Raw genomic sequence first — 15,292 nt, forward strand, 5'->3', positions numbered from 1 at the left:
GAATACGGCATCATCGAGCGCCACGCCGGGCGCGGCTCGGTGGTCAGCTATCGTCGGGGCGCCGGCCCCGCGGACGCCGACGGCGGGGCGCGGGCGGGCGGCGAGCCCAACATGCTCGACCTCGACGGCGCCCTGCGCGTCGAGCAGCTGGTCCCGCATCTGCCCGTGGTCGCGGATATGCTTCAGCAGCAGGTCGCCATGCCGGCCCAGCCAGTCGAGCGCCGATTGAAACTCCTCGATCCGCGCCCTGCCGTCGCGGATGCGCGCCGCCGGCCAGGTCCCGGCCAGCGCGTGGCTGATCCCGAACAGCTCGCGCCCCCCCCAGCGCGCCTCGCCGAACACGTTGCGGCTGAAGCCGCCCTGCTTGATCGCCGACAGCACCGACAGCACCGGCGGCGCCGACAGCGCCGGCAGCGGCTCCACGGTCTGGATGCGCTCCGCCGCCGCGCGCCACATTTCGAGAATGGCGCAGCATTCCCAGGACGCCGCGCTCCACTGACCGGGAAAGCGGCGGTTGAATTCGTGGAAGAATTCCGCCGGGCGGCGAAAAACTGATGCGCGGGTCGTTCAGCAGCGGATCGTCGAAATCCGGAAACGGGAACAGGACTCCCTCCATGAAGTCGCGACTGGTCTTGGCGATCAGCCCCCGGCGCCAGGCGGCCTCGGTCAGCGCGTGCACGAAGGGTTCATAGGCGGTGTCCCAGCACAGGATGTCGGGATCCTCGGCCATCATGTCCGCCACCACCGCATCCATGTCCCGGTCCCGCATCGAGGCCGGGAACGGGAATTCCCTTTCAACCGCGATGTCCGCCGCTTCGAAGGCCGCCTTGCAGGTGGCGGGCGAGGGCAGGCCCAGCGCGTCTTCCTGCGCGCAGATCGCCGCGGTTTTCAGCTCCGGGCGGTTCTGGGCCAGCCAGTTCACCCCGGTGACCACATGGATGGGATGCACCTTGCAGGGCGCGATCAGACAGGGGGTGTCGGGCGACAGGTCGCTGGGCAGCAGGCTGGTGGCCAGCATCTTGTTGCGGGTGAGAAAATCACTGATCGCCGGCACCGTGTCGCCGCCCAGCATCAGGATGATCTTCACGTCCATTTCCAGCACCAGATGCTTGGGCAGGCTTGCGGCGACGGCGAGATCGGCGCCGAATTCACAGGCGCTCACCTGAGGCTCTCGATCCGGGGCTTGTGCAAGGGGGGCGGGCCATGGGTCTTCGGCCCTAGCGGAAACGGCGCGCCGCGAAAGGCCGCTCAGGCGGCGCTGAGCGGGATCACCACGGCGCCGCGGCGATGGCGGCGCTCCACATGGCGGTGCGCCGCGGCGATGTCCGCGAAGGCGAAGCGCCGGTCGATCACCGGCCTGAGCGCGCCGCTGGCGAGCATGGATTTGAGGTGTTCCAGATCCGCCTTGCTGTCGCCGCTGACCCCGATCGCCACCCTTTGGCCGCCGCGAATCGCGCTCGCCAATGCCTGAAACATCTCGCGCAGTCCGAAATTCAACGGCAGGAACACGCCTTCCGGGGTCAGGGCCTTGCGGCATGTCGCGAAATCGGCGGCGCCGACGGTGTCGAGGATCAGGTCATGGCGCCGCCCGGATCGGGTGAAATCCTCGACCGCGTAATCGGTGACATGCGTCGCGCCCAGATCGCGGACCAGGCCCATGTTGGCGGCGCTGCAGACCCCGGCGACCTCGGCCCCCATATGCCGCGCGATCTGCACCGCATAGGCGCCGACGCCGCCCGAAGCGCCGACGATCAGCACCCGCGCGCCGGGGCGCAGGCGCCCGAAATCGCGCAGGAACACCAGCGCCGACAGGGCGCCGAAGGGCAGGGCGGCGGCGTCTTCGAAGCTCAGCCCCGCGGGCATCGCCGCGATCGCGCCGTCGGCCTTGATCGCAAGGTATTCGGCATGGGCGCCCAGACCGCTGAAGCCGAACGCCGCGTCGCCCGGCTTGAAATCGCGCACATCGGCGCCCACCGCCGCCACGCGCCCGGCGAAATCGCCGCCAAGCACCTGCTTGCGCGGCCGCAGCAGCCCGAACATCAAGCGGCCCGGCAGCCAGAGCGCGCCGGGAAAGGCCGAGGCCCGAAGCCGCCAGTCCGCGGTGGTGACCGAGGTGGCGCGCACCTCCACCAGCACCTCGTCGGCGGCGATCGCGGGGCGATCGGTCTCGATCATCTTCAGCACTTCCGGGGGGCCGTATTTGCGATATGCGAAGGCTTTCATGGCCTGATCCTCGATTGTTTGTCGAGCATGCGTCTACCGCGTCGCGCTGATATTTGAAATTGACTGATTTCGCCTGTCTGGCATGCATTTACGCATGGATTGGCGAGCCAGGAGTTTCGACTGGAACCGGGCGCGGGCGTTTCTGGCCACCGCCGTGGGCGAGGCCGAGCCGCTGGTGCGCCGCGCGCTGCCCGATCCGGCGCCGATCGCGTTCCCGATCTGGCTGGCCGCCCATCGCGAGGTCAACGCCAGCCGCCGGGTGCGGCTGGTTTTCGACATGCTGGCCGGCGCGCTCGCCGACCTGTGATCCTCAGCGCGAGAACTTCTTGTATTTGATGCGCTTGGGTTCGACCGAATCCGGGCCGAGGCGGCGGATCTTGTCGGCCTCGTAATCCTCGAAATTGCCCTGGAACCATTCCACGTGGCTGCCGCCTTCAAAGGCCAGCATATGGGTGCAGATGCGGTCCAGAAACCAGCGATCATGGGAAATCACCACCGCGCAGCCGGCAAAGGCCAGCAGCGCGTCTTCCAGCGCGCGCAGGGTTTCCACGTCGAGATCGTTGGTCGGTTCGTCGAGCAGCAGCACGTTGCCGCCCGAACGCAGCAGCTTGGCCATGTGCACGCGGTTGCGTTCGCCCCCCGACAGCAGTCCCACGGGCTTCTGCTGGTCGCCGCCCTTGAAGTTGAAGGCGCCGCAATAGGCGCGCGAGGCCATTTCCGCCTTGCCGAGCTTGATGATGTCCTGACCGTCGGAGATTTCCTCCCACACGGTTTTCTTCGGGTCGAGCGCGTCGCGGGACTGATCCACGAAGCTCAGCTGCACGGTGTCGCCGAAGCTGACCTCGCCGCTGTCGGGCTTTTCCTGTCCGGTGAGCATGCGAAACAGCGTGGTCTTGCCGGCGCCGTTGGGCCCGATCACCCCGACGATGCCGCCGGGCGGCAGGTCGAAGCTCAGGTCGTCGATCAGCAGATTGTCGCCGAAACCCTTGGAGACATGGCTGACCTCGATCACCTTGCTGCCGAGCCGCGGCCCGTGCGGGATGATGATCTGGGCGCGGCCGACGCGTTCGCGCTCCGAGGTCTCCAGCAATTCGTCATAGGCCTTCAGGCGGGCCTTGGACTTGGCCTGCCGCGCCTTGGCGCCCTGCTGCACCCATTTCAGTTCGCGCTCCAGGGTTTTCTGGCGCGACTTGTCCTCGCGGGCCTCCTGGGCCAGCCTTCTGGATTTCTGTTCGAGCCAGGCCGAATAATTGCCCTCGTAGGGAATGCCGCGCCCGCGCTCCAGTTCCAGAATCCAGCTGGTGATGTCGTCGAGGAAATAGCGGTCATGGGTGACGATCAGGATCGTGCCCTTGTATTCGATCAGATGCTTTTGCAGCCAGGCGATGCTTTCCGCGTCCAGATGGTTGGTCGGCTCGTCGAGCAGCAGCATGTCCGGGGCTTCGAGCAGCAGCTTGCACAGCGCCACCCGGCGCTTTTCGCCGCCCGAGAGCGAGGCCACGTCGGCGTTGTCGGGCGGGCAGCGCAGGGCCTCCATGGCGATGTCCACCTGGCTGTCGAGATCCCAGAGGTTCTGGGCGTCGATCTGGTCCTGCAGCTCGGTCATTTCCTGCATCAGCTCGTCGGAATAATCCTCCGCGACCTTCATGGCGACCTCGTTGAAGCGGGTCAGCAGGCCCTGCTTTTCGGCCACCCCGTCCATGACGTTGTCGCGCACGGATCGGGTTTCGTCGAGCTGCGGCTCCTGGGGCAGGTAGCCGACCCTGGCGCCCTTGGCGGCCCAGGCTTCGCCTTTGAAATCCGTGTCGATGCCGGCCATGATCCGCATCAGCGTCGACTTGCCGGAGCCGTTGACCCCGACCACGCCGATCTTCACGCCGGGCAGGAAGTTGAGGTTGATGTTCTCGAAGCATTTCTTGCCGCCGGGATAGGCTTTCGAGACCTCGCTCATGTGGTAGACATACTGATAGGAAGCCATGTGCGCGCCCTCGCGTTGCCCCGGCGCCGACGGCGGCTGCGTCAGCTGTTCCGGCGGTCGGAATCCGATGATCGGGGGGTTCTATCCGCTCCGGCCGGGGCGCGCAATGCGGGGCGGTGGCCAAGGCGCTCGCCGACGTCCGTCCGCGAATGGCGGGCGGGCGCCGGCGGGCGCGCTCAGAACAGGAAATCGTCGGCGTCGAGGTCGCCGGCATTGGCGCCGGCGAGCGTGATCGAGACATTGGCGAAGGCCACCACCGCGTCGCCCCCCTGCTGGGAAATGGCCAGGTCGCCGAACCCGGCCGCGCCGCTGAGGATCTTGATGCGGTCGAGCCCGTTCTGCCAGTCGGCGACGGTGTCGTCGCCGTCGCCGGCGCGGAACAGGAACATGTCGCGCCCGTCGCCGCCCGTGATCCGGTCGTTGCCGCGATTGCCCCAGAGCTTGTCGTCGCCGTCGTCGCCGAACAGGTGGTCGCCCCGCGCGCCGCCGCGCATGGCGTCGTTGCCGTCGCCCCCGATCAGCGTGTCGGCGCCGCCATTGCCCCAGATGCGGTCATTGCCGTCGCGACCGTCGAGCTTCTCGGCCTTGCCGGCGCCGCGGATCGCGTCGTTGCCGTCAGAACCGCGGATGTGCTCGATGTTCTTCAGCCTGTCCACGAAGCGGCCCGACCCGGCGGTGAGGCCGTTGTCCCAGTGCTCCACCGCCCGGTTGCGGGCGAGGTTGACGGTGACCGAGATCAGCCCGTTCCAATCGTAGTTCACCATGTCGAAGCCGCCGCGCCCGTTGACGAAATCGTCGCCGCCATCGGTCATGAAGCGATCATTGCCGCCCGAGCCGATGAAGCGGTCGTCGGCGTCGCTGCCCTGAATCTCGTCGATGCGGCGGAAGGTGTCGGTGTCGCCGAACTGGTCGATGATCTTGCCGCGCATCCCGCCGTCGTTGATGGCGGCGACGCGGACCACGATGCCCGGCGCCCAGTCGAAATAGGAAATGCGGTCAAAGCCGGCGCCGCCGATGATCAGATCATTGCCTGCCGCGGGGACGAAATTGAAGAACGTGTCCCTCGTCACATTGGCCTGCAGGCGATCGTCGCCATGGGTTCCGATGATGCGCATGCCCCAATGGCTCTCATCGGTCTGCATGTTCCTGATCGTGTCCGTGCCAGCGGCGCCTTTCTTGACCACGCCGCTGGTGGCGTTGAATCGGGCGTCGATTCCGCCCTTGAGGAAACGGTAGTCGATTTCATAGAAAGCGAACCCCGACGCCGGAGGCGCAGCTTCGAAATCGTAAACGTCGTTTCCGCGTCCTGCGAACATGCTGTCGAAGCGCGTATTGCCGCCGGGATTGATGTAGTCATCGCCGGCGCCGCCGCGAATGACGTCGTCGCCGTCGCCGCCGAACATGCGGTCATTGCCGCCGCGCCCGCGAAGGTTGTCGTCGCCCGCCAACCCCCTGATGACATCGGCGCCGTTCTCGCCGGTCAGAAGATCCCGGCCTGAAGTTCCTGTAAAGACAGACATTTTGAATGTTCCTTCTTGAAGTTAATCGCAATAACACCTTCAGAATAACATTCTTGTTGGTCTTTACTCCGGGCAGTATTTACCATGCTTGTTCACTTGCAGGGTGATCTGGAGTTTCGCGCGCCGGGGGGCGATTGGCGCGGGATCGGGCGCGCGGCATTGACAGACGGGCCGCATCGCGCGTGATATCGGGTTTTCGGCGGCGGGTCTCGGCGCGCGAGGGGCGTTGCGGGTCTGGCGTCGGCTGGCTGGCGCCGTTTCGGCGCGCATTGGTCCCGGGGCCGAATCGGATCGCGAAGGAAAACATGAATGCGTCACGGCGATCCGATCTCCGGCGACGGGCTGCGCGTCGGGCTGCTGGGGGGGTCGTTCGACCCGCCTCATGCCGGGCATGTGCTGGTCACCCGACGGGCGCTTGCGACGCTCGGGCTTGACCGGGTCTGGTGGCTGGCGTCGCCGGGCAACCCGCTGAAGGCGCATGGTCCGGCGGATCTGGCGCGCCGCATCGCCGCCTGCCGCGCCATGGACCTGCCGCCGCGCGTCGAGGTCACCGGCATCGAATCGCGGCTCGGCACAAGGCGCACCGCCGCGACGCTGGCCCGCCTGCGCGCGCTTTACCCGCGCACCCGCTTCGTCTGGCTGATGGGCGCGGACAACCTGGCCGGGCTGCACCGTTGGGGACGCTGGCGCGAGATCATGGATACCACCCCGATCTGCGTCTTCGCCCGCCCCGGCGATCAGCTTCGCGCCGGGCTGTCCCCGGCCGCGCGCAGCTACGCCCGGTTTCGACTGGCCCCGCGCGACGCCCCGACGCTGGCCTTGCGCCGCGCGCCCTGCTGGTCGCTGCTGACCGGGCCCATGCAGGGGCACTCCTCCAGTCGCATCCGCGCCGACGGGCGCTGGCCCTGAAGCCCGGGCGCGCTCGCTTGCCGGTTGAGCCGGGCGAGGCTTTCGCGCATCATGCGCCGCGCGTCCCCGCGTTCGTGAACGAAGAGCAACCATTGCCGATGACCGCTCAGGCCGATTGCCGCGCCGCCGCCGCCCATTTCGACGCGCTGTCGCGCGGTCTCCGCCGGTTGGCGGCGCTGGCCTTGCTGCTGGGCGGCGTCGCCGGCGCGGCGATTGCCGGCGCGCCGCTGCGCGCCGACCTGCCGACCCCGCGCCCCGCCGGCGTCGCGGCGGACCGGGCGGAAGAGGCCTTCCCCGCCGCCGCGGCGATCATCGCCCGGGCGCGGCTCAGCGGCGACGTGGGCTTCGCGCTGATCGATCTGGACTCCGGCGCGGCGATCGAGACCCGGCTTGCGGATCGCGGCTTTCCCCCCGCCTCGGTGGCCAAGACCTTCACGGCCGTCTATGCGCTGGAAACCCTCGGTCCCGATTACCGGTTCGAAACCAGCCTGATCGCCGGCGCCCCCATCGCCGACGGGGTGCTGAACGGCGCGCTGACCCTGCGCGGCGGCGGCGATCCCGACCTCGACACCGACGCGCTGGCCGAATTGCTGGCGCAGGCGCGCCAGCGCGGGCTGCGCGCGGTCAGGGGCGGATTCCTGGTGGATGCGGGGGACATCCCGACCGTGGCGCGCATCGACCCGGATCAACCCGAGCACGTGGCCTACAACCCCTCGGTCGCCGGGCTCAACCTCAACTACAACCGGGTGTTGTTCGAATGGGAAAAGACCCGCGACGGCGCCCGCCGGCTGTCCATGCAGGCCCGGTCCCGCAATCATTCGCCCGAGATTTCGGGCATCTCCATCGGCCTGGCGCCCCCGGGCGCGCCGGTGTTCACCCGGCGCGACGTGCCCCGCGACAAGGGCTCGGAGGAGGCCTGGGCCGTGGCCGAGGGCGCGCTCAACCGCAAGGGCAATCGCTGGCTGCCGGTGCGCCGCCCGGCGATCTACGCGGGCGAGACGTTTCGCGCGCTCGCCGCCGCCGAAGGGCTGACGCTGCCGCCGCCAAGCCTGGCGACGGGCGCGGGCGGCGGTCAAAGCCTGGCGCGGCGCCAAAGCCGGCCATTGACGGACACCGTGCGGGCGATGCTGAAATACTCCACCAACCTGACGGCCGAGGCGCTCGGCCTCGCCGCCAGCCGGGCGCGCGGCGCCAAGGCGCGGGATCTGGCGGAGTCGGGCGCGGCCATGAGCCGCTGGGCGGCGCGCCGCGCGGGGCTCGATCATGGGTCGGGGCTGGATCTGCACAACCATTCGGGACTGTCGGCGCTGTCGCGCGTGTCGCCCCTGAGCATGACCGCGTTCCTGCGCGCGGCGGACCGCGCCAGCCCCTCGATCTTCGCCGCCAACGCCGAATCGCCGATTGCCGCCGTGGCCTTGACCCAGGGCGCCGGATCCGCGTCGGGGCTGCAGGCGCGCAAGTCTCAGGGCGGCCGGGACGCATCGGCGCAGGCCGGATCGGTGGGGCTGGCGGCGCTGAACGGCGCGCGCCGCCCCGGACCGGCGGTCGCCGCGCGCCCGGAAATCGGCGCCGGCGCCGGGCGGGCCGGGATGCTGGGCGAATTGCTCAAATCCGTGGATCTGCGGGCGCGCAAGGGCGAGGCCGAACTTCCCGGCCCGGCCAGCGCCTCGGCCAAGACCGGCACGCTGTTCTTCGTCAGCGGGTTGGCGGGGTATCTGACCGCCGCCTCGGGGCGGCGCGTCGCCTTTGCGATATTCTCCGAGGATCTGGACCGGCGCCGCGCCCTGAAGGATCGCGACGCCGGCGGCGGCGGCGCGCGCGGCTGGATCCGCCGCGCCAAGCGCATGGAGCGCGCATTGCTGCGCAGCTGGGCGGCGCGGCTGTAGTTTTGGCTTTTTGATTTCGGGTTGAACTCCGGCGCATCGCGCAAATTCATTGCGCATTTGCGGTCAAACGACTAAATTCAACATGTCTATCGTGTAAAATATCCATGGAGATCGCCCATGATCCGCATCGCCGCCCCGCGCCTCGCGCCCGCCCTCGTTGCCGTCGCCATCGCCGCGCTCACGATTTCCGCCGCGCGGGCCGAGATCGGCGAACCGCTGCAGATCAACAAGGGCCAGATGTCGGTGACCGTCGACACCGAGGACGGCCCGGTGGAGATCACCCGGGTGATGACCGGCTGCGCGCTCAACAAGGGCTGGCTGCAACCGCTGGTGCCGGTGGAGGGCGCGCACCCGATCACCGAAATCAAGCTGATCGAGGCGCTCAACGACCCGGAATTCGTGGTGGTGGACATGCGCACCATCGACTGGCGCATCAAGGCGACCATCCCCGGCTCGATCCACATCCCCTACACCGAGGTCGCCCAGCGGCTCGACGAACTCGGCTGCACGGCCGCGGGCGACGACTGGGACTGCAAGGACGCGCGCAAGGTGGTGGGGTTCTGCAACGGACCGGTCTGCCCGCAAAGCCCCATGGCGATGAAGGCCATGGCGCGCGAGGGCTTCCCCCCGGACAGGATCTACTACTATCGCGGCGGCATGCTGGACTGGACGGCGCTGGGGCTGACCACCGTCGAGGGCATGTTCTGACGCGCGGCCCCTGACGCGACGCCATTGCCCGGGCGCCGCCGTGACGCGGCGCCGGCGCGCCCCGCCCCCCGATCCGTCCGGGGCGCGCCAGGTCCCGCCACCCGCGTAGGGCGGATCCCGATCCGCCATTGCGGCGGCGGCGGGCGGCGCGCGCCCCGCCTCATCTGCGCCGCCGCCGCCGCCGCCCGCCTTCGCCGCCTTCCCCGCCCGCGCCGCCGCCGAAACTGACTTTCGGCAGCGTCGCCTGCTTGGCCAGCTCGGGATACGGCGCGGTCTTGTTGGGAATGGCGATGGCGTTGACGAAATGCTCCTGGAATCGGGGCTCCACCGCGGTCTCGATCTTCTCGATGCGGCGCACCACGCTTTCGATTTCGCGCCGCGCGGCGGAATTCAGCAACGCGATGCGCGCGCCGGTGCCCGCGGCGTTGCCCGCGCTGGTCACCTTGTCCACCGGACAGTCGGGGATCATGCCCAGCGCCAGCGCGTGCAGCGGCGAGATATGGGCCCCGAAAGCCCCCGCCAGCACCACGCGATCGACGCGCTCCACCCCAAGCTTGTCCATCAGCAGCTGCGCCCCGGCGGTCAGCGCCGCCTTGGCCAGCTGAATGGCGCGCACATCGGCCTGGGTCACCGAGATCAGCGCCCCCCCGGCGGCGCGCGCGTCGTGCAGCACATAGGCGTGGGTGCGCCCGTCGACCACGCAGCGCGGCGTGCCCACGGCCTCGGCCGAGCCCAGCGCCCCGTCTTCGTCGATGATCCCGGCCATGCGCATCTCAGCCAGCGCCTCGATGATGCCGGAACCGCAGATGCCGGTGACCGCCGATTGGTCGAACCCCTCCTCGTCGGACCACAGATCCGACCCGATCACCCGAAATCGCGGCGTCTTGGTCGCCGGGTCGATGCGCACCCGTTCGATGGCGCCGGGCGCCGCGCGCTGGCCCGACGAGATCTGCGCGCCCTCGAAGGCCGGGCCGGTGGGCGAGGAGCAGGCCAGCACCCGGTCGCGATTGCCCAGAATGATCTCGGCATTGGTGCCCACATCGACGATCAGCACCAGATCCTCGGATTTGTTGGGGGCCTCGCTCAGCACCACGGCGGCGGCGTCGGCGCCCACATGCCCGGCGATGCAGGGCAGCATGTACATGCGGCCGTTGGGGTGGATCTCGATGTCGATCTCGCTGGTCCAGAGCTGCAGCGAATCCGAGGTCGCCAGCGCAAACGGCGCCCAGCCCAGCTCCACCGGGTCGATGCCGAGCAGCAGATGGTGCATCACCGGGTTGCAGACGAACACGCCTTCGAGGATCTCGGCCCGGTCGATCATCGCCTCGGCGGCGACCTGGCCGATCAGCGCGTTGATCGCCTCGCGCACCGCCTTGGTCATCTCCGCCGCGCCGCCGGGATTCATCATCGAATAGGACACCCGCGACATCAGATCCTCGCCAAAGCGGATCTGCGGGTTCATCAGCCCCGCCGAGGCCTTCACCTCGCCGTCGCGCAGATCCACCAGATGGCAGGCGATGGTGGTCGAGCCCACGTCGAAGGCGACGCCGTAGATCGCGCCCTCGAAAAAACCCGGCCAGACATGCATGATTCGCGCCGCGCCCAGCCCGGCGCCTTCATAGACCGCGCAGGTGACCTTCCACTTGCCGTCGCGCAGGGCCTTTTGCAGGGTGTGCAGCGTGCGCAGGTCGCCCATCACATGCGCCAGGCCCCATTCCTCGGTCAGCGCGTCCTTCAGGCGTTCCAGATCGCCCTTGGGGTTGTGCATGTCCGGCTCGGCCACCTCGACGTAATAGATGCGGGTGGCGGGATCCATGACGATGTCGCGGGCTTCGGCGCGCTTGCGCACCACCTGCTTGTGGACCTGGCTTTCGGGGGGCACGTCGATCACCACGTCGCCCTGGATCTTGGCCTGGCAGCCAAGGCGGCGACCGTCTTTCAGCCCGCGCTTGGACTTGTAGCGCGCCTCGACCGCGTTCCAGTCGGACAGCGCGTCCGCGGCCACCGTGACCCCGAGCTTGGAAAACTCGCCAAAGGCCGGCGCCACCTGGCATTTCGAACAGATGCCGCGCCCGCCGCAGACCGAATCGAGATCGACGCCCAGATGCCGCGCGGCGCTCAGCACCGGCGTGCCGGCCGGAAACCGCCCGCGCTTGCCTGAGGGCGTGAACACGACCAGCGGATCGGCTGGCGTTTCGACTGGCGATTTGGGGGGCGTTCCCGCTTGGTCTGGGGCGTTGGGTGCGGACATCGGGGCCTCGTCTGGTTTCGCTCGTCGGTCGTCGGTCGTCAGGCGCGGGCGCGCCGGGTTCGGGGCCGTCGCGCGCCATGCGCCGTGCGCCGCCGCCCGATCGATGCGCTTTCCACTGCAACCATCTAGGCGGTTTGCGCGGGCGCGAACAGCCGGATTGCGTCGCGCTGGCGTCGTTTTGAAGCCAAGCGCGTCGGCGCCGCCATGCCGGGCGGTCGCGAAACCCGCGCAACAGCGCTTTTGCTTCCGGGCGCGGGTCGCTATCCTGCGCCGAGCGCCGCGCGGGCAACGACCGGCGCGGCATATCGGGCAAGGGGCGGCGACATGCGCGCCCGGGACGGAGGACCACCATGACATCCATCGCCGCGCGCGCCGCCGCAGCCGTGATCGCCCTTGCCCTGGGCGCGGGCGCGGGCGCCGCGCAAATCCGCATCGGGTCGTTCGCCGGGGTGACCGGACCGGTGGCCGAGGCCGCCGTCGAGGTCACCCAGGCGCGCGCCATGGCCGCGGCGCAGGTCAATGCCGCGGGCGGGCTGTTTCGCAGCGGCGAACAGATGGAGCTGATCCTCGCCGACACCGGATGCGACGCCGGGGCGGCGCGCGACGCGGCGCGGGCGCTGATCGACAGGGCCGGGATCGTCGCCGCCGTGGCGCCCATGTGCTCGGCCGCCGCCGCCGCCGCCGCAGCGATCACCATCCCCGCCGGGCTGCTGATGATCGCCGACACCGCGACGGCGCAGTCGCTGAGCGCGCTGAAGGACCGGGATCTGGTTTTCAGGGTCTCGGCCTCGGACGCGCGCCAGGCGCAGGTTCTGGCGTCGGTCGCGCTCGACGCCGGTCACCGGAGCGTGGCCGTGGCCCATGGCGACGACGCCTATAACAGCGATCTGGCGCGACTGTTCGCCAAGGCGTTCCGCGCGCGCGGCGGCAAGGTGGCGCTGATGCGCGCGCATCCGGGCGGGCTGGACAGCTACGCCGACGAAGTCGCGGCGCTGGCGGCGAGCGGCGCCGACACCCTGATGCTGATCGCCTATTTCAACGCCTCGGGCATCGACCTGCTGAACGCGGCGTTCAAGGCGGACGCGTTCCAATACGTCATCGGTTCGGACGGCATGGCCAATGCGGAAGTGGCCCGCCGCGTCGATCCCGACAAGCTCGACCGGCTGGCGGTGCTGGCCCCGGCGGTGGACGAGCAAACCGCCGCCTTCGCCGCCTTCGCCGCCATGGCCGCGGATTTCGGCATGAACCCGAAAACCCCGTTCGCGGCGCAGGCCTATGACGCGGCCTTCCTGCTGGCGCTGGCGGCGGAGCAGGCCGGATCCGCCGATCCCGCCGCCATCGCCGCCGGGCTGCGCAAGATCGCGGGCCCGCCGGGGGAACCCATCCTGCCCGGCGAATGGGCCAAGGCCAAGGCGGCGATCGCCGGGGGCGAGGCCATCGACTATCAGGGCGCCTCGGGGCCGATTTCCTTCGATGCGGCGGGGGACGTGACCGGGGTTTTCGCATTGTGGCGGCGCGACGCCGACGGGCGGTGGCGCGCGACCATCCAGCGCTGAGCCGTCGCGGGGCGCGGCCGCGGGGGCCAGTCAGGGTGGCAGTCAGTGGGGGCCGGCGTCGCGGCTCAGCAGATCGGCGAGGCGGGCGCGGGCCTGGGGCGGGGCCTCCTGCCCGAAGGCGGGCGCCGCCCAGCGGTCAAGAAAATGCCCGGTGACGCGCAGCGCGTCGGCCACCGCGCCGTCGCGCCGCCCGAGGAACAGGCCGGGCAGGGGCAGCAGGCGATCCGCATAGGGGGCGCCGGCGTCGCGGCTGACCGCACGGCCCGATCTCGGCGAGATCCAGATCAGATCCTCGCGCGCGCCGCTGACCGCGCAGGATCCCAGATCCAGCCCGAAGCCCAGCTCCGCCAGCAGGCTCAGCTCCCACAGCGCATAGAGCTTCGGCCAGTCGGGGTCGTCGCCCAGCGCATCCATCAGCGTCACCGTGCGCCCATACAGCGCCGGGTGGGATTCGCGTTCGGGCAGGTAGCGCAGCAGCGCCGCGACCGATCCCATGGCCGCCAGCGCCCGCCCGTCGGACATCATCGCCGCAGTGCGCGAGCGCAGCAATTCCGCCCGGTAGCGCCCCAGATGGCTTTCCAGCCGGGCGCGCCAGTCCAGCGACAATTGCGCGCCGGGCTGCAGCAGCGGCGCCATGCGCCGGGATCCGCCGCCCGGGACCATGCCGGCGTGGCGGCCATGCGCCGCGGTGAAAACGTCGATGATGGCCCCGCCCTCGCCGTGGCGGCGCAAAGTCAGCAGGATGCCCTCGTCTCGCCATTCCATGGCCCAGCGATAGCCGCGTTGCGGGGGCGGGGCAATCCCGCGCGGCCTGCGGCAAGTCTGGCGCTGGCGGGCCCCGGCGGCGCAGGCTAGGCTTGGTCGAAACAGGGAGGGCGAACATGCATACCGACTGGCTGGGCAATCCGGTGACCGCGGACAGCGCTGCGACGGCGCAGGGGATCAGCGATTTCGTCGAGGGCTTCATCGCGTACGAGACCAAGGCCGGAAACGTGCTGGCGGCGGCGGAGGCGGACCCCGACAGCCCGCTCGCCAACGCCTACGCGGCCATCGTGCACATGTTCGCGGAAAGCCCGGCGGCGCCCGGCGCGGCGGCGCCGTTCCTGGCGCGCGCCGAGGCCAGCGCCCGCCGCGCCACGACCCGCGAGCGGCGCACCATCGCCGCCGCCCGCGCCTGGGCCGACGGCGACATGACCCGCGCCATCGCCATCGGGCGCGAGGGCGTGGCGGCGGATCCCACCGACATGGCGCTGATGAAGCTCACCCAGTGCCACATGTTCAACATGGGCGATTCGCCGGGGATGCTGGCGATCGCGCGGGCGGCGGAGCCGGCCAACGCCGATCGCGCCCATCTGCACGGCATGCTGGCCTTCGGGTTCGAGCAATGCCACCTGCTGGACGAGGCCGAGCGCGCCGCCCATCGCGCCATCGAGATCAAGCGCAAGGAGCCATGGGCCCAGCATGCGCTGGCGCATATCCATCTCACCCAGGGGCGGATCGTCGAGGGGCGGGCGTTTCTGGAGGAGATGAGCGAGACCTGGACCGGGCTGAATTCCTTCATGCTCACCCATAACTGGTGGCACCTGGCGCTGTTCAAGATCAGCCAGGGCGATTTCGCCGGGGCGCTGGAGGATTTCGACCGGCGCTGCTGGGGGGTGGAGAAGAGTTTCGCGCAGGATCAGATCGGCGCCGTGTCGCTGCTGGCGCGGCTGGAGCTGGCCGGCTGCGACGTGGGCGATCGCTGGGCCGACGTGGCCGCGCATCTGATCGTGCGAAAGGGCGATTTCGTCAATGCCTTCCTCAGCCTGCACTATCAGTATGGGCTGGCCCGCGCCGGGCGGCCCGAGGCCGAGGAGATGTTCGCGGGGTTCGTCGAGCGGGCGCGCGCCGCGCCGGCGGCGGTGCGCCCGGTCTGGGCGGAGGTGGCGCTGCCGGCGGCGCGCGGCCTGCTGGCGCATGCGCGCGGCGACCATGCGGCCTGCGTGCGCGATCTTGGACCGGCGCTGCCGCGCATGTGGGAATGCGGCGGCAGCCACGCGCAGCGCGATCTGTTCGATCAGGTCTGGCTTGACGCGCAGATCCGGCTCGGCCGCTGGACCGCGGCGCAGCAGGCGCTGGAGATGCGCCGGGGATTCGAGCCCGACAGCGTGCCCGGCAACCGCGCGCTGGCCATGGTCTACGAGCATCTGGGCCTGCCGCGCGAATCCGCCGCGGCGGCGGCGCGGGCGCGCCGGGCGGCGGCGGCGTAGGCGGCGGCGCAC

At 70.0% G+C, this 15,292-nt stretch carries 11 protein-coding genes and 2 pseudogenes; 6 read left to right on the forward strand and 7 right to left on the reverse strand.

Annotation, left to right across the window (positions count from 1 at the left end):
- The 3 genes and pseudogenes from AC1HC7_RS11495 to AC1HC7_RS11505 form a co-directional block, all read right to left on the reverse strand.
- Positions 1-456, reverse strand: a pseudogene (locus AC1HC7_RS11495) (hypothetical protein); the annotation flags it as partial.
- Positions 457-700: 244 nt separating this feature from the next.
- A pseudogene (locus tag AC1HC7_RS11500) lies at positions 701-1,162 on the reverse strand (ABC transporter substrate-binding protein); the annotation flags it as partial.
- An 86-nt stretch (positions 1,163-1,248) separates the two neighbouring features.
- Entirely contained in the window at positions 1,249-2,223 is a 975-nt protein-coding gene (locus AC1HC7_RS11505; protein WP_479499034.1) for an NAD(P)-dependent alcohol dehydrogenase, read from the reverse strand.
- 94 nt (positions 2,224-2,317) lie between these two features.
- Here AC1HC7_RS11505 and AC1HC7_RS11510 point away from each other — a divergent pair, with 94 nt between their 5' ends.
- Positions 2,318-2,530, forward strand: a complete 213-nt coding sequence (locus tag AC1HC7_RS11510; RefSeq protein WP_479496264.1) for a hypothetical protein — start codon at positions 2,318-2,320, stop codon at positions 2,528-2,530.
- A 3-nt stretch (positions 2,531-2,533) separates the two neighbouring features.
- On the opposite strand, the gene ettA is transcribed toward AC1HC7_RS11510, so the two are convergent.
- Together ettA and AC1HC7_RS11520 are read right to left on the reverse strand one after the other, a co-directional pair.
- Positions 2,534-4,201, reverse strand: coding sequence for an energy-dependent translational throttle protein EttA (gene ettA / locus AC1HC7_RS11515; RefSeq protein WP_479496265.1), 1,668 nt, complete (start codon positions 4,199-4,201; stop codon positions 2,534-2,536).
- 176 nt (positions 4,202-4,377) lie between these two features.
- Complete coding sequence (locus AC1HC7_RS11520) at positions 4,378-5,721, reverse strand: calcium-binding protein (RefSeq protein WP_479496266.1); 1,344 nt, start codon at positions 5,719-5,721, stop codon at positions 4,378-4,380.
- Positions 5,722-6,030: 309 nt separating this feature from the next.
- On the opposite strand from AC1HC7_RS11520, the gene AC1HC7_RS11525 reads away from it, so the two are divergent.
- The 3 genes from AC1HC7_RS11525 to AC1HC7_RS11535 all read left to right on the forward strand — a co-directional run bounded on the left by AC1HC7_RS11525 (position 6,031) and on the right by AC1HC7_RS11535 (position 9,224).
- Complete coding sequence (locus AC1HC7_RS11525) at positions 6,031-6,630, forward strand: nicotinate-nucleotide adenylyltransferase (protein ID WP_479496267.1); 600 nt, start codon at positions 6,031-6,033, stop codon at positions 6,628-6,630.
- Positions 6,631-6,728: 98 nt separating this feature from the next.
- On the forward strand, positions 6,729-8,516 hold the full coding sequence (dacB, locus tag AC1HC7_RS11530) for a D-alanyl-D-alanine carboxypeptidase/D-alanyl-D-alanine endopeptidase (protein ID WP_479499035.1): 1,788 nt from the start codon (positions 6,729-6,731) through the stop codon (positions 8,514-8,516).
- Positions 8,517-8,633: 117 nt separating this feature from the next.
- Positions 8,634-9,224, forward strand: a complete 591-nt coding sequence (locus tag AC1HC7_RS11535; protein ID WP_479496269.1) for a rhodanese-like domain-containing protein — start codon at positions 8,634-8,636, stop codon at positions 9,222-9,224.
- Between the two features lie 160 nt (positions 9,225-9,384).
- On the opposite strand, the gene AC1HC7_RS11540 is transcribed toward AC1HC7_RS11535, so the two are convergent.
- Positions 9,385-11,475: an ASKHA domain-containing protein gene (locus AC1HC7_RS11540; protein ID WP_479496270.1), complete on the reverse strand. Its 2,091-nt coding sequence runs from the start codon at positions 11,473-11,475 to the stop codon at positions 9,385-9,387.
- Between the two features lie 350 nt (positions 11,476-11,825).
- Between AC1HC7_RS11540 and AC1HC7_RS11545 the strand changes: the two genes are divergently transcribed.
- Positions 11,826-13,031, forward strand: coding sequence for an ABC transporter substrate-binding protein (locus AC1HC7_RS11545; protein WP_479496271.1), 1,206 nt, complete (start codon positions 11,826-11,828; stop codon positions 13,029-13,031).
- A gap of 42 nt (positions 13,032-13,073) precedes the next feature.
- Here AC1HC7_RS11545 and recO read toward each other — a convergent pair whose 3' ends face one another.
- Positions 13,074-13,796 (reverse strand): DNA repair protein RecO, encoded by a 723-nt coding sequence (recO, locus tag AC1HC7_RS11550; RefSeq protein WP_479496272.1) that lies wholly within the window; start codon positions 13,794-13,796, stop codon positions 13,074-13,076.
- A 116-nt stretch (positions 13,797-13,912) separates the two neighbouring features.
- On the opposite strand from recO, the gene AC1HC7_RS11555 reads away from it, so the two are divergent.
- A complete protein-coding gene (locus tag AC1HC7_RS11555) occupies positions 13,913-15,280 on the forward strand; it encodes a tetratricopeptide repeat protein (protein ID WP_479496273.1) in 1,368 nt (455 codons plus the stop codon).
- The last annotated feature ends 12 nt before the right edge of the window (positions 15,281-15,292 follow it).

The organism is Oceanicella sp., from assembly GCF_056449545.1.